Here is a 25,486-nt window from a genome sequence, read left to right on the forward strand (position 1 = left end):
ATTTACCGACCTTTCAAAGGAACGACCGATGAGCCTCGACCTCAACGCAGGACGCCTCCCGAACGAACATACTCTGACCAACATACCGCGACTGATTTCGCGGTATTACAGCGAGCGCCCGGACCCTTCTGATCCGGCGCAGCAGGTTGCATTCGGCACCTCTGGCCACCGCGGGACTTCGCTGAAAAACAGCTTCAATGAGTGGCACATACTGGCGACCACCCAGGCCATCTGTGATTACCGTCGTGAACAGGGCATCAACGGGCCGATCTTCGTCGGAATGGACACCCATGCGTTGTCCGAGCCGGCATTCGTCTCCGCGCTGGAAGTACTGGCCGCCAATGGTGTCGAGACGCGCATTGACGCGGGCTGCAGCGAAACCAGTGGCGAGCCGGGCTACACGCCGACGCCTGCTATTTCCAACGCCATCCTCGAATACAACGCCGTTCGCAGTAGCGGCCTGGCTGACGGCATCGTCATTACGCCATCGCACAATCCGCCTGCTGACGGCGGCTTCAAGTACAACCCCACCAACGGCGGCCCGGCTGACACGGGCGTGACCAAGTGGATCCAGGAGCGCGCCAATGCGTTACTGGTCGCGGGGCTCAAGGGCGTCCAGCGAATGGATTACGCCCAAGCGCTCAAAGCGCCCACTACTCAGCGTTTCGATTTTATCGACAGCTATGTCAGCGGCTTGGAGCAGGTGATCGATCTCGAAGCGATCCGTAATTCCGGGCTGAAGTTTGGCGTCGATCCGCTGGGCGGCGCGGGTGTGCACTACTGGACGCGCATCGCCGAGCGTTACAGCCTGCCGCTCGAAGTGCTCTCGACCCGCGTCGATCCCACCTTCCGCTTCATGCGCCTGGACTGGGACGGCAAGATCCGCATGGACTGCAGCTCACCGCATGCCATGGCTGGCCTGATCGAGAACAAGGACCGCTTCGACGTCTCCTTTGCCTGCGACACCGACCACGACCGCCACGGGATCGTCGCGCGCTCGGTGGGGCTGTTGAACCCCAATCACTACCTGGGCGTTGCCATCGAATACCTGTTCACGCATCGCCCCGAGTGGAACGCTGCGGCAGGCATCGGCAAGACCTTGGTGTCGTCTTCGATGATCGACCGTGTTGCCAAGGGCATCGACCGCAAGGTGGTCGAGGTGCCGGTGGGCTTTAAGTGGTTCGTCGACGGTTTGATGGACGGCAGTCTGGGCTTCGGCGGTGAGGAATCCGCTGGCGCGTCGTTCCTTCGCAAGCAGGGCGGCGCCTGGTCGACGGACAAGGATGGCCTGATCCTCGGCCTGCTGGCTGCGGAAATCACCGCAGTGACCGGCAAGGACCCAGGCGAGCGCTACCAGGCCCTGACCGAACGTTTCGGCGCTCCGGTCTATCAGCGTATCGATGCTCCTGCCAACCGTGAGCAAAAAGCCAAACTCGGCAAGCTCTCGGCGTCTCAGGTCACGGCGGGCGAACTGGCGGGTCAGCCCATCACCCAGATTCTCACCGAAGCTCCAGGCAACGGTGCCGCCATTGGCGGCCTCAAGGTCGTGACCGAAAACGGATGGTTTGCCGCGCGGCCGTCCGGTACCGAGGACGTCTACAAAATCTATGCGGAGAGTTTCGAGGGCGACGCTCACCTTAAGCGCATTCAGGAAGAGGCCAAGGCGCTGGTCGACAAGGTGCTGGCAGGATGAAAATTTCTGCACTGCCAGGGCGGCAAGGCGTTGCACAGGCTTGTTGATCGGAGCAGGCGATTTGCTTTGCGCGACTTGAACGCCAGCTCCTGGCAGCGGGGCCGTTTCCTAGCGAAGCAGCCTGAAGCACATCATCTTTGTTGGAGCATGACTCCCAGCTGAAGGTGTGAGCGCGTCCGGTGTAATGGCGGTGGATGCAATGAGGTTTGTCGTGCCACCGCACGTACGTTTAAGCTCACCCCGCCAAAATCGGGGTAGGTGCTTGTGTCGAATGAAGGCTGGATAATGCGCCCAGACCGTCTGGTCAGCGGGTCGCGGAGAGTGGCCGCGGCGTCGTCATTAGAGAGATAGTATTGCTTGAAAGACCCTACCAGAGAGGCGCTTGAGGCAGAGATAAAGCGCCTGCGCATGCTGCTCGAACAGGCAGGAACAGGCGCGAACAAACAGGCGTGGCCCAATCTCCATCAGCCGGCTGCTGTAATGATGCCCCTCGCGACAAGTGCGAGCAGTCCAGTGCACGTGCAAGGGCCTGCCGGAGAAACAGCCCCCAGCACAGGCGCGCGTGTCTGTGGCGACGCACGCCGACTTGCGGTGTTCAACAACCTCAATGAGTTGGCCATTATCCTGACCGACCCGGCCGGTATCGTTACCGACTGGAATGCAGGAGCCGAGCGGGTGATGGGGTGGCGAGCGGAAGAGATGATTGGCCAGAGCATCGAATGTATCTTCACGGCGACCGATCAAGCCACCCATCGGGCCAAACAGGAAATGGACGATGCCCTCCATCAGGGGCGGGTGACCAACGAGCGCTGGCATCTGCACAAGGATGGTCAGGAGGTCTGGATGTCGGAGGCGATGTCGCCGCTGTACGCCGATGATCGGAGCCATATCGGATACATGAAAGTCATCCAGGACCGCACCAGCGAACAGCTGGCGGGCCTCGCTATTGAAGAATCCCAACAACGCTATAGTCTGGCTGCTGAAGCTACCAATGACGCCATCTGGGATTGGGATCTGAGCAGCAATCAAGTGCTCTGGAACGAAGCGTTGGAACAGGCGTATGGCTACTCGCTAGCGGACGTCGATAACGCGGCAGAGTGGTGGATCGGACGCATCCATCCTGACGACCGCACACGGATTCATTCATCGATCTACGCCGTTATCGATGGAGGCGGCACCACTTGGACAGACGAGTACCGCTTTCTCCGTCAGGACGGCACATACGCCGAGGTAATCGATCGCGGACAGGTGATTCGCAACGCTGCAGGGCGGGCGGTGCGCATGATTGGGGCGATGCTTGATCTGACCCGCCTGCGCGCGGTAGAGATAGCGCTGCGTCAGAGCGAAGAGCGGTTCAGAACCATTCTGGAGACGATCGAAGCAGCGTTCGCTATCGTTCAGGTCAAGTTTGACGCGGATGATCAGCCCGTGGACTACATGTTCCTGGAGGCCAACCCCGCCTTCGAACGTCAGGCTGGTGTCGATCTGAGAGGCAAATGGGTTACTGAATTCGCCCCGGAGTTGGAGCAGTTCTGGTTTGAAACCTATGGCCATGTTGCCAAAACCGGGGAGCCTGCCAATTTCGAGAATTATGCTGAGGCGTTCGAGCGATGGTTCGATGTTCGGGCTGTTCGGGTAGGAAACCCCGCCGACCGCCAGATCGCGATTCTCTTTAGTGATGTCACACAAAGGCGAGCGGCCGAAGAGCGTCTACGCGTCAGTGAATCGCTGGCGCGGGAAAACGTTCAGCGCGTTCAGCTTGCCCTGGCGGCGGGCGCAATCATCGGCACTTGGAACTGGCATCTGCCCAACGACTGCTTCACCGTCGATGAGGGCTTCGCACATACCTTTGGCCTCGATCCGTCCTTAGGCCGTGAAGGTCTGAGCCTTGCGCAGGTCATTGCCACCGTGCACGCCGAGGACCGGGAGGGACTCAAAACTGCGATTGCGGAAGCAATCTCCCGCGGTGGTGCCTATGCCCATCAATACCAGGTTCGGCGGGCTGACGGCAGGTACTACTGGATAGAGGCGAATGGACGTGTCGATCATGCCCTGGACGGTACCCCTCAGAATTTCCCAGGCGTTCTGATTGATGTCGAGCACAAGCGCTCCATCGAGGCAGAGCGCGACCGGGCAACCGCAGCACTGAGATCGCTCAATGACACGTTGGAACAACGTGTGGCCGACCGGACTGCAGCACTGATGCAGGCCGAAGATAAGCTGCGCCAGTCGCAGAAGATGGAGGCAGTCGGACAGCTCACTGGCGGGCTCGCCCATGACTTCAACAACCTGCTCGCCGGTATAACGGGTGCATTGGAGCTGATGAGCCTGCGTTTGTCCCAGGGCCGTCTTGACGATATCGACCGCTACTTGGCGACCGCCCAGGGCGCTGCAAAACGCGCAGCCGGTGTGACCCACCGTCTTCTGGCGTTTTCGCGGCGGCAGACGCTCGATCCAAGGCCGATCGACGCAGATTTGCTGGTGGAGGGCATGACTGAGCTGATTCAGCGCACGGTCGGTCCGGGCATCCAGGTCAACACTGTCAGTGCTGATGACCTGTGGTCGGCATCCGTCGATGCCAGCCAGCTTGAGAGTGCCATCCTCAATCTCTGTCTCAACTCTCGTGATGCCATGCCGGACGGCGGACGGATCACCATCGAGACGGCCAACAGATGGCTCGAGGGCGAATCGGCTCGTGCCTACGATGTTCCTGAAGGCCAATATCTGTCATTGAGCGTTACCGACACCGGAACGGGCATGACGCCGGCAGTGATTACCAAGGCGTTTGAGCCCTTCTTCACCACCAAGCCGATCGGCCAGGGTACAGGCCTGGGGCTGTCGATGATCTATGGCTTTGCCAATCAGTCTGGCGGCCAGGTTCGTATTGACTCAGAGGTGGGACGCGGCACCCGGGTGTCGCTGTTTCTACCGCGCTACAGGGGTAAAGTCAGCGAGCCCGTAGTTGCTCCCACGTGCACTGATAGTGTCCTCGGCGAAGCCAGGGGAACCATTCTGATTGTCGATGACGAACCAACCGTGCGCTTGTTCCTCATGGATGTTCTGGGCGAACTTGGCTATACGCTGATTGAAGCGGCCGACAGCATTGGCGGCCTCAAGGTGCTGCAATCGGACGTCAACATCGATCTGCTCATCACCGACGTCGGCTTGCCGGGCGGCATGAATGGACGGCAGATGGCCGATGCGGGCCGGGAAGTCCGTAGCGACCTGAAGACTTTGTTCATCACCGGTTACGCAGAGAGCGCAGCCCTTGGGTATCAAACCCTTGGACCCGGGATGCAGGTACTGACGAAGCCCTTTGCTATCGACACCCTTGCCACACGCGTCCAGGAAATGCTGGCTTTAGGAATCACGGAACGTCGCTAAGCCACGCCTCGGGCTGTCCTGACCAAACATGGCCAGCCGCACCATCCTGAAGTTGTGTGCCCGGCGGTAAACGGCATCACTTGTTTGGTCAATCGGGTTAGCGGCGTTATGCGGAGCGGACGGGCACGCATGGGTCCAGTCATCCGGACATATCGTCATGAAGGCAGTACGTCGAAATGGGCATGTACACAAATCTGTACATTGACGTGATTCGCCGTTGTCCCGTCGTTCGTCCACTCACCTCGGTTTGGCAGCTGGACGTCAGCGAATCCAGGGCCTGGGAGCCATTTCTGCAGGCCGCGCTTGGATTGGCATGGCTTTCGCTCTGACAAAGTCTCCCTTTGCTCGTTGAAGCTGATGCATCCGAGTGAGGTGACAAGAACAACAAGGAAAACCGCAGATGACCCTTCTTTTCGTTTTGGCCGTTGTGCCAGTCACTCGTCCAGCACCTTGCCTGTCAGAGTATCCCTCATGGTCTGTGAATGCCGCTTTGCTGGCAATCAAAGCGTTGTTTTTGGCGGCGCTGTTCCAGTTGCGCAACCCAATCGGAGCACGCCATGACGCTCAACGCTAAGACTGCTCTGGTGACGGGTTCGACCAGTGGTATCGGCCTGGGCATTGCCTGCAAGTTGGCCGAGGCCGGCGCGGACGTGATGCTCAACGGCTTCGGCGATGTTGATGCCGCCATTGAGCGCGTCTCGGCATACGGCACGCGAGTGCTGCACCATCCTGCCGACGTATCCGATGTGGATCAGATCGCCGATTTGGTCAGCCGGACGGAGCGCGACCTCGGTTCGGTCGATGTGCTGGTCAACAATGCCGGCATCCAGCATGTCGCGCCCATCGAGTCGTTTCCAGTCGAGCGCTGGGACACCATCATTGCCATCAATCTGACCTCGGCATTTCACACCATGCGTCTCGCCTTGCCGGGCATGCGCGAGCGCAACTGGGGGCGGATCATCAACATCGCCTCGGTTCATGGCCTGGTGGCCTCGGTGCAGAAGGCTGCTTACGTGGCCGCCAAGCACGGTCTGGTCGGGCTGACCAAAACCGTGGCGTTGGAAACAGCTACCACCGGCATTACCTGTAACGCGCTTTGTCCTGGCTGGGTATTGACGCCGCTGGTGCAGCAGCAGATCGATAGCAAGGCCCAGGCCCACGGCGACCAGAGTCAGGCGACCCGTGAGCTGCTGATGGAAAAACAGCCGTCGCTGGATTTCGTGACGCCGGAACAGTTGGGCGAGCTGGCCGTTTTCCTGTGCAGCGATGCTGCTCGCCAGGTCCGCGGGGTTGCGTGGAATGTCGACGGCGGCTGGCTGGCGCAATAGTCATTCGGGCCATCCATGGCCGCAGCGGGTGTGTCGTCTGCGGCTACCGGTGGCAAAACAGTTTGTTATTGCCCTGCCGATGGCGGGTTGCGACGGAGATGAACTAACGCGATGCGTTTACCGGCCCGACTCTGTCTTTCCTCGATCGCGAATGGCACGAACCCGAGCTTCGGATAGAGCAGTAGGCCCGCTGTGTTCAGGTTGAAACAGGAGATCTGCACCTGGGCGGCCGCAAATTTCGAAAAGGCAACCGCGCAAAGGTGGTCGACGAGGAACCCTGCAGCCCCGAACCTGCGCGCGCTTGGCGCAACGATAACGTTCCCGATTGAACAAACCCCACCCTGATCCCACCGGTAGAAGTTCGCGAATGCTACGGGCCGGCCTGATTGGACGACGACGGACGACTCGGCGCGTTGAGCGATCGCCTCGAGCAGTTGGTCCTCAGTGAGTGGGTAATGAGCTTTTGGAAAGCAATAGAAGAGTTCGGCTTCGTCCTGCGGCCATTCACAGATAGCCGGCAGATCTTCGTGGCAAACCGGGCGAATCGTAAATGTCATTCTTTGCGCATCCTGCGACAGTCAACGGTTCGTTACGTTAACGACGGACATCAGCCGCAGCAAGGTACCCACCATTGCTGTCCGAACTTCTAGCTGTCGCGCTACCGTTCGCTCAGTCCATGTAACTGCAACTTCGAATACAGACTGGCTCGGGATATACCTAGCTCCGTCGCGGCTCGGCGGCGGTTGCCTTTGCAGGCGAGCAGGGCGGTCTGTAAGGCACGACGTTCGGCCTGGGCGATGCTGTCTGCGAGACGTTGCAATGGTGCGTTGGGTTCCGGTGCCGGTTCAGCAAGCATCGGTTCACTGGGCGTGACAGCAGCCTGCGGCGCGGCTGCGGTTTTAGCGTCCACCAGCGGAAGGAAATGGCGCGCTTCCAGCGGTGTGCCATCCGCGCTCAACTGGGCGCGTTCCAGCAGGTTGCCCAATTCGCGCACGTTGCCGCGCCAGGGCTGGGTGCAGAGCAATGCAATGGCGCTCGGCGCAAGTTCCATGGGTGCCTGGCCGGAGCGGTTGGCTATGTCATCGAGCAGGTGTTCGATCACGGCCGGTATGTCAGCGGCACGGTCGCGCAGCGGTGGCACCTGCAGCGCCAGCACGTTGAGTCGGTAGTAGAGGTCATCGCGAAACTCGCCGGCGGCGACCTTGGCTTCCAGGTCGATATGCGTGGCGGCGATCACCCGCACGTTCAGTGGCTTGACCTGATTGGAGCCCAGCGGCTCGATTTCCTGCTCCTGCAGCACGCGCAACAGCTTGGCTTGCAGGGCCAGCGGCAGGTCGCCGATTTCGTCGAGAAAAAGCGTGCCCCCGTTGGCCACTTCGAACTTGCCGATGCGCGCCTTGCGATCAGCACCGGTAAAGGCACCGGGTGCGGTGCCGAACAACTCGGCTTCGACGAGCGTCTCTGGAATCGCCGCGACGTTGACGGCAACGAAAGGCCCATTGGCGCGCGGCGACAGGTTATGGATGCCCTGAGCCAGCAGCTCCTTGCCTGTGCCGGTCTCGCCGCGGATCAGCACGGTGGCGTCCAGCTGGGCGGCACGGCGGGCCTGGCGTTTCACTTCGCTCGCCGCCGGACTGGTGCCGATAAAGCCTGCAATGGTGTAGCGCGCCCGGCGAGCCTTGGCCAGTTCGTTCTGGGTCGCGACCAGCTGCGTCTGCAGCGTGGTGAACTTCGACATCAACGGCTTGAGGTGCCGTGCCCGGTCGAACAGCACGAAGCCCAGCGCGCCGACCAGGGTGCCGTCCTCGTCCCGAAGTGGAATACGCGTGACGACAAAATGCTCGCTGCCGAAGGCCATCAGGTCGAGCATGCTCGGCTGACCGCTCTCTACCACTTCGCGCAAACGGCTGGCGGGCAGCACTTCTTCGATTTCCTTGCCGAGAACACTGCGCGGGTCGCTGATGCCGATCTTTTCCGCGTATTTGTCATTGATCCAGACAATGCGCGCCTGGCGATTGACCGCAATGGTGCCTTCGCACTGGGCATTGAGGTGGTCGAACAACAGCGGCATGGCGACCGCCCGGAAGCGTTCGGGAGATACGCCGATGGTCAGGCCGTTGAGGTCAAGGTCGTTGCGGGCGATTGCCATGGGTTCGAGCAGTCCGGTGAGGTTCGGCCGATTATGGAAGGCACCGGCTGCCATGGGCAAGGCAGCCGGTCCGGGCTCAGAGTCCGTACACCTCGTTGGGCAGCCAGGTGGCCAACGGTGCAAAGAAGAACACCAAAGCCAGGCCGAGCAGCTGAATCAGAATGTAGGGCATAACGCCGAGATAGACATCCCGCGTCGTGACTTCCGGCGGGCAGACACCCTTGATGTAGAACAACGCGAAGCCCACCGGCGGGGTAAGAAAGGAGGTCTGCAGGCACAGCGCGAAGAGCACCGCAAACCACAGCGGATCGACGCCCATGGAAAACAGCACCGGCGCCACCAGCGGCAGGATGATCAGAGTGATCTCGACCCAGTCCAGGAAAAAGCCCAGCAGGAAGGTGATGAACAGGACAGTCAGCAATACGCCGGTCTGGCCGAACGGCAAACCCGTGAGTGCGGCACGGATCACGTCGTCACCGCCCAGGCCGCGCAGCACCGCGGCGAACACCGTGGCACCGATGAAGATGCCAAAGATAAATGCCGAGGTGCGGCTGGTCTGGTAGAGCGCTTCCTTCAACACCGCCATATTCAACTTGCGGCTGAGGGCCGCCATCAGCACCGCACCAAACGCACCGACCGCAGACGCTTCGGTCGTCGTAGCGATACCGAAAAAGATTGAGCCCAGCACGGCCAGAATCAGGACGAAGGGTGGCACCACCGCCCAGAACACATTGATCAGCGCCTTTGCATCAAGCTTCTGGCGGTTGGCCGGAGCAGGCGCAAAGTCCTTCTTCAGCCACGACACCACGACGATATAGAGGATGTACATCAGCGCCAGCATCATCCCGGGCACCAGAGCACCCATGAACAGCTTGCCCACCGAGGCTTCGGAGGTGCCGAGCCGGTCGGCCATCAAGACCAGCATGATGCTTGGCGGAATCAGAATACCCAGGGTGCCGACCGAACAGGCGGTGCCGACGGCGAGACTCTTGTTGTATTTGGCCTGCAGCATCGGCCCAATCGAGAGCATGCCCAGAAGGGCCACCGAAGCGCCGACGATACCGGTGGATGCGGCCAGCAAGATGCCCACCAGCACTACCGTGACGGCGTAGCCACCACGCAACGGACCGAGTACCCGAACGAGGCTGTGCATCAGTCGCTCGGCGATGCCGGAGCGGTCAAGCATGATGCCCATGAAGATGAACAACGGCAGAGCGACCATCAGCTCATTGGCGACGATGCCGTAGATACGTGCGTCCAGTACCCCGATGGTGCCATCCCAGGTGAACCAGAGATCGGCGTCGAAGTGCTCGACCATTACGTGGCCGAGCACGGCGAACAGCAGCCCGATGCCGGCCAGCGACCAGGCAACGGGGAAGCCAAGCAGCAGCAGCCCCATGAAGGTGGCAAACATGCTGATGACGAGAATTTCTTCCAGACCCATGATTACGGCTACTCCATCAGGGCTGCGAATGGCCGCGGTCGCGGTCATGCGTCGAGGCTATAAAGGCCCGCGGGAAATTGAATAGCAGCGTGCTGCAACGTGTGGCCCGTGAAAGCAGTGCCAGTGCCACCAGCGTCAGGCCGATGGGCAATACGCTTTTGAAGATGAAACGATGCGGCAGGCCGCTTGGCGCCTGCGAGCGCTCGTCATAGATGAACGCCTGATAGGCGAAGGGCACCAGTGCGTCGACCATCAACACCACGATCGGTAATGCCAAGACCAGGATCGACAGCAGCTCGATAATGGCCTGGCTGCGCAGCGTGAATTTCTCACGCAGTACATCGACGCGCACATGGTCGTCACGCACCACCGCGTATGCCAGGGCGAGCATCAAGGCTGCACCGAACAGGTGCCAGGACAATTCTTCCAACGCAATCGAGCCGCGAGACAGCACGAAGCGGCTGAATACGTTGGTCAGCACGACCGCCAGAACCAGTAACCAGATCCATGCGCTGGCTTCGCCAATGGCGACCAGCGCTCTGTCCAGCCACCAGGACAGTTTGTTGTGAGGCAGTGCATCCGCTTGAACGGCGGGCACGGCTTCGTCAGGGGAAACGGGATGAGCGGACACGGCCACCTCGGAGATCCGAATCAGGAGAAAGCACGGCGCGAACCGTGCGCTAGCGACCTGTCAGGTCGGCAAGATTCTTCACCTGCTGTGCTAAGAATGCGTGACTGCGCTTCGGCAGTTGCCGACCGACCGCAGAGACCTCAGCGCAGCAGGATCCAAACGTAGATGACAGGCCAACCCTAGCGGGTACTAGGCTTTGCTGAGTGGATCACTCGTACTTGTAGTAATCGCGCGGCAAGTAGCCTTTGCCGTGCCAGATCGAGTGATGCTTCATGAAGTCGCGCTGGCTGCTCAGAACGCGGTTGAACATCTCGTCCTTGGCGGCGATTTCGTCCAGCACTTCATTGGTTACGCGCTCCAGCTCCCTCAGCACTTCTTCAGGCAGCACCTGGGCCTTCACGCCCTGCTTTTCGTACTCGCGCAAGGCGGTCGGCTGGGCCCACTCGCTCTCGGCAAAGCCTTTGAGGGTGGCTGACTCGCAACCCATCTCGATCAAGGCGCGGCTCTGTGGCTCCAGCTTGTCCCAGACGTCCTTGTTGACCAGCAGGTGCGAGGTGGTCAGCGTCTGGTGCCAGCCCGGCATGATGTAGTTCTTGATGATCTGATCGAGGCCCAGCATTTTGTCGATTGCAGGTTGCGAGAACTCGGTGGCGTCGATGGTCTTGCGTTCAAGCGCCTGGTAGATCTCGCCGCCGGGGATCATGGTCACCGAGGCGCCGAGTTTCTCCAGTACCTTGCCGCCGATGCCGGCAAAGCGGATGCGAAGGCCATCGAAGTCTTCCAGCTTCTCGATTGGCTGGGCAAACCAGCCAGCACCCTCAGGACCGATGATGCTGCAGAGCATCGGGTGGATGTTGCGCTCGGCATAGATCTCTTCCAGCAGTTTCTTGCCATCGCCCTCGTAGTACCACGCCAGATAGGCTGGCGGTTCCATATTGAACGGCGCGCCGGAATACAGGGGTAGCGAGGCGATGGTGCCTTGGTCGTAACCGATCCAGGTATAGCCAGCCGGGTACTTGCCGTTGCTGACCGCATCCATGATTTCGAAGGGTGGCACCAGTTCGCCGGGCTCGTAATAGCGCAGCTGGATATCGCCGCCGGAAATGGCTTTGAGGGACTCTGAGAGATGCTTGATGGGTGTGGTCAGACCGACCAGGTGAGAGGGAAAGGCCAGCGGAACTTGCCAGCGAATCTTCTCGGCAGCCATGACGTCAGCGCTGATCAGGCTGGCGCTGAGAAGGGTAGTAGCACCGATGGCGCAGGCGAGTCGGGACAGCTTTTTGGATATCGACATTGCAGGTTTCCTTCTTTTTTTTGTTTTGGTAACCAGAGGCGCAGGCCGGCGTTCAGTTGGCCGGAAAGCGAGACGAGGCAGCACTGAATTTTCGTCTCGCCAGGTGTTCTGGCGTCTTGCCTTTATTACTTAGCAGGTTCTGTGCCTGACTGTGGGAAAACCTGATAACCCACGGGCCAGAGGCTTCTCGGCGTTCAGCCAACTTTGCGTGTGTCCAACTGGCCGGACATTCATCTGAGCCGACCGGCGAGCTGTCCAAAATGCTGGACTGGTGTCTATTTATCTGGACTGTGCAGCCGCTTAGCCAGCAGCAAGTGTGGCGTTACGGGCGCTGCGATCTTTCCTTCATGGTGCCTTTCGCTGAAGCGCGGGCCGGACTCAGCCCACGTCCTTTTCCACGGTCGCCTTCAGCGCTGTGAGGCAACGTTCTTCGGCGGTATCGAGTTCCAGCTGCATCTGCTGAATATCAAGCAACTGCTGTTCGAGCTGCTGGCGGCGTTCGGCAATCATGCCAAGCATGATGTTCAGCTGTTTCTGGTTGCCGGCCTTGGGGTCGTAGAGTTCGATCAGGGTCTTGCATTCGGCGAGCGAGAAGCCGATGCGCTTGCCACGCAGGATGAGCTTCAAGGCAACACGGTCCTTGGGGGTGTAGATACGCTCCTGGCCGCGCCGCTTCGGCGAGAGCATGCCTTGTTCTTCATAGAAGCGTATGGCGCGGGTGGTGATATCGAGCTCGTTGGCCAAATCGGAAATGCTGTACGTCTGCTTTGCCATGAAAGTATCCAGTTTTGCCTATCCACCCACGGCTCACGTAGAGCCGGGCGCGTTTACTACGGTTTGAAAGCGAGTCAAGGCTACACGCTGCGTTGGCCCGATGCACAGTGGCGTCGGGCCATATCGCGCCACTCATTGCTGGATCGAACAACCAGTGGCGTCTTGCAGCTCCTCGAAGCTCACCCCGTCGGCCAGCTCTACCAGCTTCAGGCCTTGCTCCGTCACGTCAAGCACGCCCAGATCGGTGATGATCCGGTTGACGACGCCGACGCCGGTCAGCGGCAGGTCGCATTGCTTGATGATCTTGTGCGCGCCCTTGGCGGTGTGTTCCATCAAGACGACCACGCGCTTGACCCCCGCCACCAGATCCATCGCGCCGCCCATGCCCTTGACCATCTTGCCGGGGATCATCCAGTTCGCCAGGTCGCCTTTCTCCGAGACCTGCATGGCGCCAAGGATGGCCAGATTGATATGACCCCCTCGGATCATGCCGAAGCTCATGGCGTTATCGAAAAACGCGCTGCCGGGCAGGGCGGTGACGGTCTGCTTGCCGGCGTTGATCAGGTCCGGGTCGATCTCGTCTTCGGTAGGGAAGGGTCCGATGCCGAGCAGGCCATTCTCACTCTGCAGCCAGACGTCCATCCCTTCGGGAATGTAGTTGGCGACGAGAGTCGGCAAGCCGATGCCCAGGTTGACGTAGAAACCGTCCTGCAGCTCCTGCGCGGCGCGCAGCGCCATCTGTTCGCGTGTCCAGGCCATGATCAGCTCCTCACCGTACGTTTTTCGATGCGCTTCTCGGCGTTCGGGTTATGGATGATGCGCTGCACGTAGATGCCGGGCAGGTGAATCTGGTCGGCGTCCAGCTCGCCGGTTTCGACCAGATGATCGACCTCCACCACACACACCTTGCCGGCCATGGCGGCGAGCGGGTTGAAGTTGCGCGCGGTCTTGTTGAAAACCAGGTTGCCGGCCTTGTCCGCCTTGTAGGCCTTGACCAGCGATACATCGGCGGGCAGCGACTCTTCCATCACGTACCACTCGCCGTTGAACTGGCGGGTTTCCTTGCCTTCGGCGATCAGCGTGCCGTAACCGGTACGGGTATAGAAGGCGGGTATGCCGGAGCCCGCGGCGCGCAGTTTCTCGGCCAGGGTGCCTTGTGGCGTGAATTCGAGTTCCAGCTCGCCGGCCAGGTATTGCCGCTCGAACTCCTTGTTCTCGCCGACGTAGGAGGAAATCATCTTGCGCACCTGGCGCGTCTCGAGCAGCAGGCCAAGGCCAAAGCCGTCGACACCGGCGTTGTTGCTGATCAGGGTAAGGTCTTTCTTGCCCGTGTCGCGCAGCGCCTCGATCAGCGCTTCGGGAATGCCGCACAGGCCGAAACCGCCAACGGCAAGTGTCATGCCGTCTTCGACCAGACCGTCGAGTGCCTGCTGGGCGTTGGGGTAGATCTTGTTCATGGAGGCCTCTTGTTATTTGAGTGGCGGCGATGGCGTTGGGTTATTGCGCGGCCAGACGCGCCCGAGCGACCCGCGATCCGGTGGGGCGCCCCAGTACATCACTGATGCGTTGCCCTGCGGCGATCAGCATGTCCAGGTCAATCCCGGTCTCGATACCCAGGCCGTTAAGCATGTAGAGCACGTCTTCGCTGGCGACGTTGCCACTTGCGCCCTTGGCGTAGGGGCAGCCGCCGAGTCCGGCGACCGAACTGTCGAAGGTACAGACCCCCTCTTGCAGGCTGGCGTAGATGTTCGCCAGCGCCTGACCATAGGTGTCGTGAAAGTGACCGGCGAGCTTGTCTCGCGGAACCTCGCGACTGACCGCCTCGATCAGCTGACGGGTTTTGCCCGGTGTGCCGGAACCGATGGTGTCGCCCAGCGAAACCTCATAGCAGCCCATGGCGAACAGCTCGTGCGCCACATGCGCGACGCGCTTGGGGTCCACTTCGCCTTCGTAAGGGCAGCCCAACACGCAAGAGACGTAGCCGCGTACCTGAATGCCGTTCTCGCGCGCTGCAGTCATCAACGGAGCGAAGCGCGCCAGGCTTTCGTCGATTGAGCAGTTGATGTTCTTTTGCGAGAAGGCTTCCGAGGCGGCGCCAAACACAGCCACTTCACTGACGCCGGCTTCGATGGCTGCTTCGAGTCCTTTCAAATTGGGCGTCAGCGCGGCGTATGTGACGCCGGGCTTCTGCTTGATCTGCGCGAACACTTCGGCAGAGCCCGCCATCTGCGGCACCCATTTGGGCGAGACGAAGCTGCCCACCTCGACATAGTGCAGCCCCGCGCTGGTGAGGTCGTCGACCAGGCGAACCTTGTCAGCAACGCTGATGGGCTGCTTTTCGTTCTGCAGGCCGTCGCGGGGGCCGACTTCCACAAGGCGTACCCGACGCGGCATTTCAGTGGTTGGAGTCATTGGTTGTCCTCATGAACAAGTTCGAGCGCCGAGTGGTGAAAGCCGATGACCGGCAGGTCATAGCAAGACTCTGCGGCTCAAGTTATCAACAGCATGGCAGATAAAACTGGAAGCCCCGCCTCTTGCTGGCGCCACCACGTTTGAGAACCGCCATGCTACGCAAATTGAAAATCTCCCATCGCACGCTGCTGTTCTTTGCGCTTGTAGCCGTGCTGCTGGCCGCGCTTGGGTTGTTCAGCCTGATGCAGATGGCAGCGATACGTGCCGCGGGCAGCGAGATCGATTCTGATTGGATGCCAAGCCAGGCGGCCGCTGACGATATGGCGCTTCATCTTGCTCACGTGCGTATCGAATCCATGCGGCAGTTGGCCTTCCATGACGCCGAAACGCTTCGCAAGAGTGACGAGCAGATCTCTGCGGCAATGAACGAGCTCAGCCAGCTGATGGCTCGTTACGAGGGGCATATATCCAATCCTGATGAGGCTCGCGTGTTCGGTGTCGTCAAGAATGCATACGCCAACTATCCCCAAGCGCTTCAGGAGCGCCAGCGCGTGCTTGCCGCCTACCCGAGTGAGGACAGGGCTGCCGCGGTGAGCGCGCGGGTTAGCGAGCTGAGTCACCAGTTCGAGCAGGCTTTGTTGGAACTCCGGTCGTTTAACGAGGAGGGCGCCCATCAGGCTGTCGAGGCGGCCACGTCCGTTTACCGGAACGCGCAGAGGGTGATTGCCTCGGTGATCCTGGTTGCGTTGGTCTCGACTGTTGCGTTGGCGCTGCTGCTGACCGCCAGCATCGTGCGGCCCATGCGTCGCGCTGTCGCCGTTTCGAATCAGATCGCCAAAGGCGATCTCACCCATGAGGTTCATGTAAATGGTAACGACGAAGCCACTGAGCTGCTGACCTCGCTGAGCGAGATGCAGGTCAACCTGCGCAGCATCATCGGGCAGATCAACGAGTCGGCCCAGGTGCTGACGGCTTCGGCCGAAGAAATGAGCGCTGTCATGCTGGATAGCACCGAGGGCTTGCAGCGGCAGAACGATCAGATCGAGCAGGCTGCCACGGCGGTGAATGAGATGACGTGTGCGGTCGAAGAGGTGGCTAGCAATGCTGTCTCCACCTCCGAGGCGTCGCGAGCCTCCAGCGAGTCGGCTCAGCAGGGGCGTATGCAGCTCGAAGACGCCATCGCGTCGATCCAGGCGCTGGCGGACGATGTTGTCAGCGCCTCGGCCCGTGCCGGTGAGCTGGCTAATCAGACCCACAACATCACCCGTGTGCTGGATGTTATTCGCGCTGTGGCCGAGCAAACCAATCTGCTGGCCCTGAATGCTGCCATCGAGGCAGCGCGAGCCGGAGATGCCGGCCGTGGCTTCGCCGTTGTGGCGGATGAAGTGCGAGCGTTGGCGAAACGTACCGGTGAGTCGACCCGAGAAATCGAGTCGATGCTTAGCAGCATTCAGCAAGGCACCGGACTGACCGTCGAAGCGCTGCAACAAGGCGCCTCGCGTGCGCGGACCACGCTGGACAAGGCCGAAGCGGCTGGCGTTGCCTTGGTGCAAATTGCCGAGACGGTAGCTGGAATCAACGAGCGCAATCTGGTTATCGCCAGTGCGTCGGAGGAGCAAGCGCAAGTGGCCCGCGAGATTGATCGCAACCTGGTCAGTATTCGTGATCTGTCGGTGCAGACTTCCGCTGGCGCGCAGCAAACCAGTGTGGCGACTCAGGAGCTGTCGCGCCTGGCTGTGGATCTGAATGGACTGGTGCGTCGTTTCCGGATGTAGCCGCTGCGCTGTGACTGCGCAGCTCCCGGAGCGTGAAGGGCGATTTATTGCTCGTCCGCGAGAGCGGCGACCTCTCGGGTAGCTGCCTTCGCAAGCAGGCTCGCTTCTACAACTGCCGTTCTGAGCGGCCGGTCCTACGCCGCCAGCGCCTGGCGAGGCCGGCAGAGCCTGCCCGATTGCCCGGCCTGCGGCGGCTATCATCACTCAAGCTCTACCAAAGTGGTGCCTTCACTGATCATCTCGCCTTCAGTGCAGTAGACGGCTTTCACCACGCCCGCTTCGGCGGCTCGGATGCTGTGCTCCATCTTCATCGCTTCCAGCACGACCAGTGTGGTGCCAGCCTCGACGGTCTGCCCGGCCTCGACCAGTACGCGAACAATGCTGCCATTCATGGGGGCGGTGAGGCCGCCGTGATGTTGGTGGCTGGCCTCGACTTCAGCGATGGGATCGAACGCGGTGACCGCCTGCAACTCGCCATTCCATTCAAGGTAAAGCGTTTCGTCCTTTCGGATGGTCTTTGGCTGACGGCTGGCTTGCGAGGCGGCCAACTCGCTTCTGGCACTGGCGGTATCGATGCGCACCAGTCGGCTTTCACCGTTGCATTGCAGGTGCACGCCGATCCGCGCCGGCATACCGAAGCGCAGGCCATCGCGCTTTGCCCAAGGCGAATGAAGGTCGTCCTCACGAATTTTCGCCGGCTCGGTCTGCACGAATAGCCCGGCGGCCAGCTGCCAGAATGCGCCGGGCAGTTCGCCGGGTGCGCGCATCAGCTCGGTTTCGTGGCGCGGGATGAAGCCGGTGTCCAGCGCTGCCGCTGCGAAAGCCGGATGCCCGATTACGCGACGCAGAAAAGCAAGGTTGGTGCGCACACCGCCAACGCAGGTCTCATCCAGCATCGCCAGCAAACGCAGGCGCGCTTCTTCACGGTTTTCCCCCCAGGCGATGAGTTTGCCGAGCATCGGGTCGTAGAAGGGTGACACCTGGTCTCCTTCGGCTACGCCGCTGTCGACGCGTCGGCCCGGTCCAGCAGCGGATTCGCGGTAAAGGTCCAAGGTGCCGGTGGCAGGAAGGAAATCATTGTCGGGGTCTTCGGCATACAGCCGCACTTCGATGGCGTGACCGTTGAGCGGCACCTGATCCTGTGTGATCGGCAGCGGCTCGCCACGCGCGACACGGATCTGCCAGGCCACCAGATCGAGGCCGGTGATGGCTTCGGTGACAGGGTGCTCGACTTGCAGGCGGGTGTTCATTTCCATAAAGAAGAACTCGCCACGAGCATCGAGCAAGAACTCGACCGTTCCGGCGCCGACGTAGCCGATGGCCTGCGCGGCCTTGACCGCGGCTTCGCCCATTGCCCGCCGCAGTTCGGCCGATAGGCCGGGGGCTGGCGCTTCCTCGACGACCTTCTGGTGGCGGCGCTGGATCGAACAATCCCGCTCATTGAGATAGAGGCAGTGGCCGTGCTGATCGGCGAATACCTGGATCTCGACGTGACGGGGCTTGAGGACGTATTTCTCGACCAGCATGCGCGAGTCGCCGAACGATGACTGCGCCTCGCGCTGGGCCGATTGCAGCGCCTCGGCCAGATCCGCTTCGCGCTCGACCACCTTCATGCCTTTGCCGCCACCGCCTGCGGTGGCCTTGAGCAAGACCGGGTAGCCGATCTTTTCTGCAGCGACGCGGAAGGTTTCCACGTCTTGAGCTTCGCCGTGATAGCCGGGCACCAGTGGTACACCGGCTTTTTCCATCAGTGCCTTGGCCGCCGATTTGCTGCCCATGGCATCAATGGCCGAGGCGGGCGGGCCAAGAAAGATCAGGCCGGCATCCTCGATGGCGCGAGCGAAGTCAGCATTTTCGGAAAGGAAGCCGTAGCCAGGATGGATCGCCTGCGCGCCGCTGGCCTTGGCGGCGGCGATCAACTTGTCGATCAGCAGGTAACTGTCGGCTGGCTTGGCGCCGCCGAGGTCAACGCGAATGTCGGCTTCGCGTGCATGCCGGGCATCACGGTCGATGGCGCTGTGCACGGCGACGGTGGTCAGGCCCATGGCCTTGGCGGTACGCATCACGCGGCAGGCGATTTCGCCCCGGTTTGCGACCAGCAGGGTAGTTATCATTGTTCTGGCTCCTGCGTCCAATTGGGTGTGCGCTTTTCGAGAAAGGCGTTGAGGCCTTCCTGTCCTTCGGGGCTGACCCGTATGCGCGCAATGGCATTTTCGGTGTAGCGGCGTAGCGCCGGGCTCAGCGAGATGCTGGCGGCTTCGCGTAAGAGATCCTTGCTGGCTCGCATGGCCTGCGGGCTGTTGAGCAACAGGTTGTCGAGCCAGCCGTGCAAGGCGTCGCCCAGTTCGGTGGCGGCGTAAGTCTCAGACAACAGGCCGAGGTCGCGGGCGCGCTCGCCACTGAAGCGTTCACCGGTCATGGCGTAGCGGCGAGTGGCGCGCTCACCCATAGCCTTGACCACGAAGGGGCTGATCACCGCGGGTGCAAGACCGATGCGCACCTCAGAGAGAGAAAACAGGGCGTCATGGGCACCGATGGCCATGTCGCAGCAGGCCACCAGCCCGACTGCACCGCCGAAGGCTGCGCCTTGTACCACCGCCAGCGTCGGCAGTTTGAGGTGGTAGAGGCTGTACATCAGTTCGGCCAGTTCGCGGGCGTCGGTGAGGTTGGCATCGAAATCCAACTTCGCCGATTGTTGCATCCAGGCCAGATCCGCCCCGGCCGAGAAATGCTTGCCACGGCCGCGCAGTAGCAGGAAGCGCAGGCTCTTGTCTGCCTGCACCGTGTCGATGGCCTGTACCAGCTCGCGGATCATTTCGGCATTGAAGGCGTTGTTCTTTTCCGGCCGGTTGAGCCACAGAGTGGCGAAGCCGCGCGCGTCTTTGTCTAATTCGATGGTCTGAAAATCGGTCATCTGCTTCTCCTGTACGCGCCAGCCAGCGGTCTGTACTACCGCTCTGTCGCAGGTCTTACATCCGGAAGACGCCGAACCGGGTCGGTTCGATCGGTGCGTTGAGACTCGCCGAGATTGCCAGCCCCAGCAGGTCGCGCGTCTGTGCCGGATCAATAACACCGTCATCCCACAGTCGCGCGCTGGAGTAGTAGGGGTGCCCCTGGTGCTCGTATTGCTCGAGAATCGGCTGTTTGAGCTGCGCCTCGTCTTGCTCTGAGAAGGTCTGTCCGCTGCGCTCGGCCTGCTCTCGCTTGACCTGCACCAATACCCCCGCAGCCTGCTCGCCACCCATCACGCCGATACGGGCGTTGGGCCACATCCACAGGAAGCGCGGGTCGTAGGCACGGCCGCACATGCCGTAGTTGCCTGCACCGAAGCTGCCGCCGATGACCACGGTGAATTTCGGCACCTGCGCGCAGGCGACCGCTGTGACCAGCTTGGCGCCGTGCTTGGCAATGCCGCCGGTTTCGTATTTCTGCCCGACCATGAAGCCGGTGATGTTCTGCAGGAACAGCAGCGGGATGCCGCGCTGGCAGGCCAGTTCGATAAAGTGAGCACCTTTCTGCGCGGCTTCGGCGAAGAGAATCCCGTTGTTCGCCAGGATCGCGATCGGGTAGCCGTGCAGCGTGGCAAAGCCGCAGACCAGTGTGGTCCCGAACAGCGCCTTGAACTCATCGAACTCGCTGCCGTCGACGAGCCGCGCGATGACCTCGCGCACGTCGTAGGGCTGCTTGGATTGTGCGGGGATCACGCCGTAAAGCTCATCGGCGGCATACAGCGGCGCACGTGGTTGGCGCGGCTGCACCTGGCCAAGCTTTTTCCAGTTCAGGTTGGCGACGCAGCGCCGGGCGATGGCCAGCGCGTGCTCATCGCTCTCAGCGTAGTGGTCGGCCACGCCGGAGGTTTTGCAGTGCACATCGGCGCCGCCCAGATCTTCAGCGGTCACCACTTCGCCGGTCGCGGCTTTAACCAACGGCGGGCCGGCAAGAAAGATCGTCGCCTGGTTACGCACCATGATGGTTTCGTCGGCCATCGCCGGTACATAAGCGCCACCGGCGGTACAGGAGCCCATCACCACGGCAATCTGCGGAATGCCCACGGCGCTCATGTTTGCCTGGTTGAAGAAAATTCGACCGAAGTGTTCGCGGTCAGGGAACACTTCATCCTGGCGCGGCAGGTTTGCACCGCCGGAATCCACCAGGTAGATGCATGGCAAGCGATTCTGCTGGGCGATAGCTTGAGCACGGAGGTGCTTTTTAACGGTGAGCGGGTAGTAGCTGCCGCCTTTTACCGTGGCGTCGTTTGCAATGATCATGCATTCGACGCCCTCGACTCGACCGATACCGGCAACCACGCCGGCGGCAGCGACGTCCTCGCCATACACCTCGTGGGCGGCCAGTGGCGCGACCTCGAGAAAGGCCGAGCCAGGGTCGAGGAGGGCGTTGATGCGGTCACGCACCAGCAGCTTGCCGCGAGCGACATGGCGCTGCTGGGACTTCTCACCACCGCCTTCGCTGACCTTGCCGAGCAGCGTGCGGAGGCTTTCCACCTGCTCGAGCATGGCGTCGCGGTTGGCGGCGAATTCGGGCGAGCGGGTGTTGATCTGGGTGTTCAGGATGGCCATGTTCGGCTCCGGTTCAATCCGCGGGGTGGATGCGCTCGGTCGCGTAGGGTGGGTCGGGCGTCGTTCCGCTTTAGCCCACCCTACTGAGTTCGCCTCCAGCCCTATTATTTGGTTTCGTTGAACAACTCGCGGCCGATCAACATCCGACGAATCTCGCTGGTGCCAGCGCCAATCTCGTAGAGCTTGGCATCTCGCAGCAGGCGGCCGGTGGGGAATTCGTTGATATAGCCGTTGCCGCCGAGAATCTGGATAGCCTGCAGCGCCATCTGCGTGGCCGCCTCGGCGGTATAGAGGATCACGCCGGCGGCATCCTTGCGGGTGGTTTCGCCACGGTCGCAAGCCTGCGCGACGGTGTACAGGTAGGCGCGGCTGGCGTTGAGCTGGGTGTACATGTCGGCCACCTTGCCCTGGATGAACTGGAATTCGCCGATGCTCTGGCCGAATTGTTTGCGGTCGTGGATGTAAGGCACCACGACATCCAGGCAGGCCTGCATGATCCCGACCGGGCCGCCGGCCAGCACCACTCGCTCATAGTCCAGGCCGCTCATCAGTACTTTGACCCCGCCATTTTCGGCGCCGAGCACGTTCTCTTCCGGCACCTCGACGTCATCGAAGAACAGTTCGCAGGTGTTGGAGCCGCGCATGCCGAGCTTGTCGAACTTGCTGCCGCGTGAGAACCCCTTCCAGTCGCGCTCGACGATGAACGCGGTGATGCCATGGGCGCCCTTGTCGAGGTCGGTCTTGGCGTAGATCACGTAGGTGTTGGCATCCGGACCATTGGTGATCCAGGTCTTGCTGCCGTTGAGTACGTAGCGGTCGCCTTTCTTGTCGGCGCGCAGCTTCATCGAGACCACGTCGGAACCGGCGTTGGGCTCGCTCATGGCCAGTGCGCCGACATGCTCACCGGAAATCAGCTTGGGCAGGTACTTCGCCTTCTGATCTGGTGTGCCGTTGCGGTTGATCTGGTTGACGCAGAGGTTGGAATGCGCGCCGTAGGACAGGCCCACCGAGGCTGAACCGCGGCTGATCTCCTCGATGGCGATGACATGCGCCAGGTAACCCATGCCAGCGCCGCCGTATTCCTCGTCTATGGTGATACCGAGCAGACCCATGTCGCCGAACTTGCGCCACATGTCGCTGGGGAAAAGGTTGTCACGGTCGATGGCTTCGGCGCGTGGCGCCAGTTCATTCGCAACGAAACCGCGGGTCTGGTCGCGGAGCATGTCCACGGTTTCACCGAGAGCGAAGTTGAGGCCTGAATAGTTCATGTGCCACCTGTCTGTCTTGTAGTTGTTCTCATCCGGCCGCCGATGGGGAGTAGGAGCCGGTTTTCACCTGCGGTTCAGCCTGTAGTTTGTCCCGTTTCCGTACCGACTTTAGGCGTAGGGTGCGGTGGGTTGTCACGCTGTTACCTTTACGTTAACGTAACCACGTCCCGAATGACTGTCAACTGCAGCCGTCGTGGCAGTAAGGCCTCATAACAAACATAAGACTGAGGAATTTCGACATGAGTCTTCCGAGCTACACCTGCGGACCGCAGACCAAACCCCTGTTGCCGATGACCATCGGTGCGGCGTTCGACCGGGCTGTCGAGCGGTTCTCCGACCGTGAGGCCTTGGTCGTTCGTCACCAGAACCTGCGTTACACCTGGGCACAGCTGGCCGACGAAGTGGACCGTTGCGCACGAGGCTTGCTGGCGCTCGGCCTCAAGGCTGGCGAGCGGGTGGGCATTTGGTCGCCCAACAATGCGCAGTGGTGCATCACGCAGTTTGCAACCGCCAAGGTGGGCGTGGTGCTGGTAAACATCAACCCGGCCTATCGCCTGAACGAACTCGAATACGCGCTGAAGCAGTCCGGCTGCCGTTGGCTGATCTGCGCAGATGCGTTCAAGACTTCCGACTATCACGCGATGCTCCATGAGCTGCTGCCGGAGCTTGAGCGCTCCGCAATCGGCGCGCTGCAGAGCCATATGCTGCCGGAGCTACGTGGCGTCATCAGTCTGTGCGACAAACCCGTAGATGGCATGTTGCTGTGGAAAAGTCTGATGGACATGGCTGATAACGTAGGCCCGGAACAACTTCGCCAGTGCGGCGAGCAGCTGCAGTTCGATGATCCGATCAACATTCAGTACACGTCCGGCACCACCGGCTTCCCCAAGGGCGCCACGCTCAGTCACTACAACATCCTCAATAACGGCTACATGGTCGGTGAGAGCCTCAAGCTCAGCGAACATGACCGGCTGGTGATTCCGGTCCCGCTTTATCACTGCTTTGGCATGGTCATGGGCAATCTGGGCTGTGTGACCCACGGCACCACGATGATCTATCCGAGTGCAGCGTTCGAACCGCTGGCAGCTCTGCAGGCGGCGGCCGAAGAAAAGGCCACCGGCATGTATGGCGTACCGACGATGTTCATCGCCATGCTCGACCACCCCGAGCGGCAGTCGCTGGATCTGAGCAGCCTGCGTACCGGGATCATGGCCGGCTCCACCTGCCCGATCGAAGTTATGAAGCGTGTTATCGACGACATGCACCTGGCCGAGATGCAGATTGCCTACGGTATGACAGAAACCAGTCCTGTCTCGACTCAAACCGGCCCGGATGATGACCTTGATCGTCGCGTCACCAGCGTTGGGCGCACCCAGCCCCACCTGGAAAGCAAGGTTGTAGACGAGCACAACCGCATCGTTCCGCGCGGGCAGATCGGCGAGCTGTGTACCCGCGGCTACAGCGTGATGCTCGGCTACTGGAACAATCCGGAGGCTACCGCCGGCGCGATTGATGGGGCGCGCTGGATGCACACCGGAGACTTGGCAATCATGGACGACGAGGGCTATATCAAGATCGTCGGACGTAACAAGGACATGATTATTCGCGGCGGTGAGAACGTTTATCCGCGGGAAGTCGAGGAGTTCCTGTTTACCCACCCGGCCGTCGCAGACGTGCAAGTGATCGGCGTGCCTGACAAGACCTACGGTGAAGAGATCGTCGCCTGGGTCAAATTGCATCCGGGGCATGAGGCCAGCGCTGACGATCTGCGCGGATTCTGCAAGGGCCGCATCGCGCACTTCAAAACGCCCAGGCACATCAAGTTCGTGGAAGAGTTTCCAATGACGATCAGCGGCAAGGTGCAGAAATTTCGCATGCGTGAGGTGAGCGTCGCCGAGCTGGGGCTTGCTGACTAGAACGGTTACCCGGTCGGCAGAGGCCGGCCGGTTGCCCATCCGTGTATCCATTCGGAGCGCCACATGACTCAAGCCATCAGTCGTTTTCCACTGGTCGATAAACTGGACGCGCTACCGGCTGATATCCGCGAGCGGATTGTCGCCGTGCAGGAAAAAGCAGGCTTTGTGCCTAACGTTTTTCTTATGTTGGCTCATCGGCCCGATGAATTTCGTGCCTTCTTTAACTACCACGATGCTTTGATGGAAAGGGAAGGTGACAGCCTGACCAAAGCCGAGAAGGAGATGATCGTCGTAGCGGTCAGTGCCGATCACGGCTGTCTGTACTGCGTCGTGGCGCACGGCGCAATTCTGAGAATTCTCGCCAAGGACCCGCTGCTTGCCGATCAGATATCAGTCAATTACCGCACCGCGACAATCAGTGATCGTCAACGGGCTATGCTCGATTTTGCGCTGCATCTCGCCGCTGAGCGTGGCGTGCTGGATGACGCGTGGCAGGCGCGACTGGAAAAGATGGGCTTCACTCTGAACGATATTTGGGACATTGGGGCGATTGCCGCGCTGTTCGGTCTTTCCAATCGTCTGGTGTCGATGGCGAGAACACCGCCAAACGACGAGTTCTATTTGCTGGGCCGGGTGCCCAAGGCTGTCGCGAACTGAGCGGCAGTAAAAAGATTTACCGCCCTGGCGGTAAATGCGGCTCGACAGGAGCGAGGTCGGGTCCATCAGCTGCACCAACGAAGACAATAACAAGAGAGATGATCATGCAATTGAAACCCCTGAGCCGTTTCTTCCTCTTCAGCAGCCTGGCAGCGTCTGCGCTAGGTACCTCCACCATGGCATC

The 25,486-nt window shown here is 60.8% G+C and carries 20 protein-coding genes; 7 read left to right on the forward strand and 13 right to left on the reverse strand.

What is annotated here, in order from left to right; translation table 11 throughout:
• Window positions 1–28: 28 nt before the first annotated feature.
• The 4 genes from pgm (at window position 29) to AAGW23_RS21045 (ending at window position 6,405) form a co-directional block, all read left to right on the forward strand.
• On the forward strand, window positions 29–1,693 hold the full coding sequence (gene pgm / locus AAGW23_RS21030; RefSeq protein ID WP_342408210.1) for a phosphoglucomutase (alpha-D-glucose-1,6-bisphosphate-dependent): 1,665 nt from the start codon (window positions 29–31) through the stop codon (window positions 1,691–1,693).
• Window positions 1,694–2,176: 483 nt separating this feature from the next.
• Window positions 2,177–5,077 carry a PAS domain S-box protein gene (locus AAGW23_RS21035; RefSeq protein WP_425540848.1) on the forward strand — a complete coding sequence of 967 codons (2,901 nt, stop codon included), beginning with the start codon at window positions 2,177–2,179 and terminating at the stop codon, window positions 5,075–5,077.
• A 400-nt stretch (window positions 5,078–5,477) separates the two neighbouring features.
• Window positions 5,478–5,651: a hypothetical protein gene (locus tag AAGW23_RS21040; protein ID WP_342408211.1), complete on the forward strand. Its 174-nt coding sequence runs from the start codon at window positions 5,478–5,480 to the stop codon at window positions 5,649–5,651.
• Window positions 5,635–6,405 (forward strand): 3-hydroxybutyrate dehydrogenase, encoded by a 771-nt coding sequence (locus tag AAGW23_RS21045; RefSeq protein WP_342408212.1) that lies wholly within the window; start codon window positions 5,635–5,637, stop codon window positions 6,403–6,405. The genes AAGW23_RS21040 and AAGW23_RS21045 overlap by 17 nt, the downstream gene beginning before the upstream one ends.
• 65 nt (window positions 6,406–6,470) lie before the next feature.
• Here the strand turns inward: AAGW23_RS21045 and AAGW23_RS21050 are convergent, their stop codons facing one another.
• From AAGW23_RS21050 to AAGW23_RS21090, 9 genes are all read right to left on the reverse strand, one after another.
• The gene (locus AAGW23_RS21050) at window positions 6,471–6,962 is read right to left on the reverse strand and encodes a GNAT family N-acetyltransferase (RefSeq protein WP_342408213.1); all 492 of its coding nucleotides are present in this window, start codon (window positions 6,960–6,962) and stop codon (window positions 6,471–6,473) included.
• Between the two features lie 101 nt (window positions 6,963–7,063).
• Window positions 7,064–8,554: a sigma-54 interaction domain-containing protein gene (locus AAGW23_RS21055; protein ID WP_342408227.1), complete on the reverse strand. Its 1,491-nt coding sequence runs from the start codon at window positions 8,552–8,554 to the stop codon at window positions 7,064–7,066.
• Window positions 8,555–8,630: 76 nt separating this feature from the next.
• Complete coding sequence (locus tag AAGW23_RS21060; protein WP_342408214.1) at window positions 8,631–9,998, reverse strand: TRAP transporter large permease subunit; 1,368 nt, start codon at window positions 9,996–9,998, stop codon at window positions 8,631–8,633.
• A gap of 16 nt (window positions 9,999–10,014) precedes the next feature.
• Window positions 10,015–10,629 (reverse strand): TRAP transporter small permease subunit, encoded by a 615-nt coding sequence (locus tag AAGW23_RS21065; RefSeq protein WP_425540847.1) that lies wholly within the window; start codon window positions 10,627–10,629, stop codon window positions 10,015–10,017.
• A 208-nt stretch (window positions 10,630–10,837) separates the two neighbouring features.
• Complete coding sequence (locus AAGW23_RS21070) at window positions 10,838–11,923, reverse strand: TRAP transporter substrate-binding protein (RefSeq protein ID WP_342408215.1); 1,086 nt, start codon at window positions 11,921–11,923, stop codon at window positions 10,838–10,840.
• A gap of 378 nt (window positions 11,924–12,301) precedes the next feature.
• Complete coding sequence (locus tag AAGW23_RS21075) at window positions 12,302–12,697, reverse strand: MerR family transcriptional regulator (RefSeq protein ID WP_102835083.1); 396 nt, start codon at window positions 12,695–12,697, stop codon at window positions 12,302–12,304.
• A gap of 132 nt (window positions 12,698–12,829) precedes the next feature.
• Window positions 12,830–13,456: a CoA transferase subunit B gene (locus AAGW23_RS21080; RefSeq protein WP_342408216.1), complete on the reverse strand. Its 627-nt coding sequence runs from the start codon at window positions 13,454–13,456 to the stop codon at window positions 12,830–12,832.
• A gap of 2 nt (window positions 13,457–13,458) precedes the next feature.
• Window positions 13,459–14,154 (reverse strand): CoA transferase subunit A, encoded by a 696-nt coding sequence (locus tag AAGW23_RS21085; protein WP_342408217.1) that lies wholly within the window; start codon window positions 14,152–14,154, stop codon window positions 13,459–13,461.
• A gap of 40 nt (window positions 14,155–14,194) precedes the next feature.
• Complete coding sequence (locus AAGW23_RS21090) at window positions 14,195–15,109, reverse strand: hydroxymethylglutaryl-CoA lyase (protein WP_342408218.1); 915 nt, start codon at window positions 15,107–15,109, stop codon at window positions 14,195–14,197.
• 152 nt (window positions 15,110–15,261) lie between these two features.
• Here AAGW23_RS21090 and AAGW23_RS21095 point away from each other — a divergent pair, with 152 nt between their 5' ends.
• Window positions 15,262–16,884, forward strand: coding sequence for a methyl-accepting chemotaxis protein (locus AAGW23_RS21095; protein ID WP_342408219.1), 1,623 nt, complete (start codon window positions 15,262–15,264; stop codon window positions 16,882–16,884).
• A 200-nt stretch (window positions 16,885–17,084) separates the two neighbouring features.
• On the opposite strand, the gene AAGW23_RS21100 is transcribed toward AAGW23_RS21095, so the two are convergent.
• The 4 genes from AAGW23_RS21100 to AAGW23_RS21115 all read right to left on the reverse strand — a co-directional run bounded on the left by AAGW23_RS21100 (window position 17,085) and on the right by AAGW23_RS21115 (window position 22,729).
• Complete coding sequence (locus AAGW23_RS21100; protein WP_342408220.1) at window positions 17,085–18,998, reverse strand: acetyl/propionyl/methylcrotonyl-CoA carboxylase subunit alpha; 1,914 nt, start codon at window positions 18,996–18,998, stop codon at window positions 17,085–17,087.
• Window positions 18,995–19,798 (reverse strand): gamma-carboxygeranoyl-CoA hydratase, encoded by an 804-nt coding sequence (locus AAGW23_RS21105; RefSeq protein WP_342408221.1) that lies wholly within the window; start codon window positions 19,796–19,798, stop codon window positions 18,995–18,997. Before AAGW23_RS21105 ends, AAGW23_RS21100 begins: the two co-directional genes overlap by 4 nt.
• A gap of 55 nt (window positions 19,799–19,853) precedes the next feature.
• The gene (locus tag AAGW23_RS21110; RefSeq protein ID WP_342408222.1) at window positions 19,854–21,461 is read right to left on the reverse strand and encodes a carboxyl transferase domain-containing protein; all 1,608 of its coding nucleotides are present in this window, start codon (window positions 21,459–21,461) and stop codon (window positions 19,854–19,856) included.
• A gap of 104 nt (window positions 21,462–21,565) precedes the next feature.
• Window positions 21,566–22,729 (reverse strand): isovaleryl-CoA dehydrogenase, encoded by a 1,164-nt coding sequence (locus AAGW23_RS21115; RefSeq protein WP_342408223.1) that lies wholly within the window; start codon window positions 22,727–22,729, stop codon window positions 21,566–21,568.
• Window positions 22,730–22,968: 239 nt separating this feature from the next.
• Here AAGW23_RS21115 and AAGW23_RS21120 point away from each other — a divergent pair, with 239 nt between their 5' ends.
• Together AAGW23_RS21120 and AAGW23_RS21125 are read left to right on the forward strand one after the other, a co-directional pair.
• Window positions 22,969–24,645 carry an AMP-binding protein gene (locus tag AAGW23_RS21120; protein ID WP_342408224.1) on the forward strand — a complete coding sequence of 559 codons (1,677 nt, stop codon included), beginning with the start codon at window positions 22,969–22,971 and terminating at the stop codon, window positions 24,643–24,645.
• 63 nt (window positions 24,646–24,708) lie between these two features.
• Complete coding sequence (locus AAGW23_RS21125; RefSeq protein ID WP_342408225.1) at window positions 24,709–25,302, forward strand: peroxidase-related enzyme; 594 nt, start codon at window positions 24,709–24,711, stop codon at window positions 25,300–25,302.
• The last annotated feature ends 184 nt before the right edge of the window (window positions 25,303–25,486 follow it).

Source organism: Stutzerimonas chloritidismutans (assembly GCF_038562055.1).
Taxonomy (GTDB): Bacteria; Pseudomonadota; Gammaproteobacteria; order Pseudomonadales; family Pseudomonadaceae; genus Stutzerimonas; species Stutzerimonas chloritidismutans_A.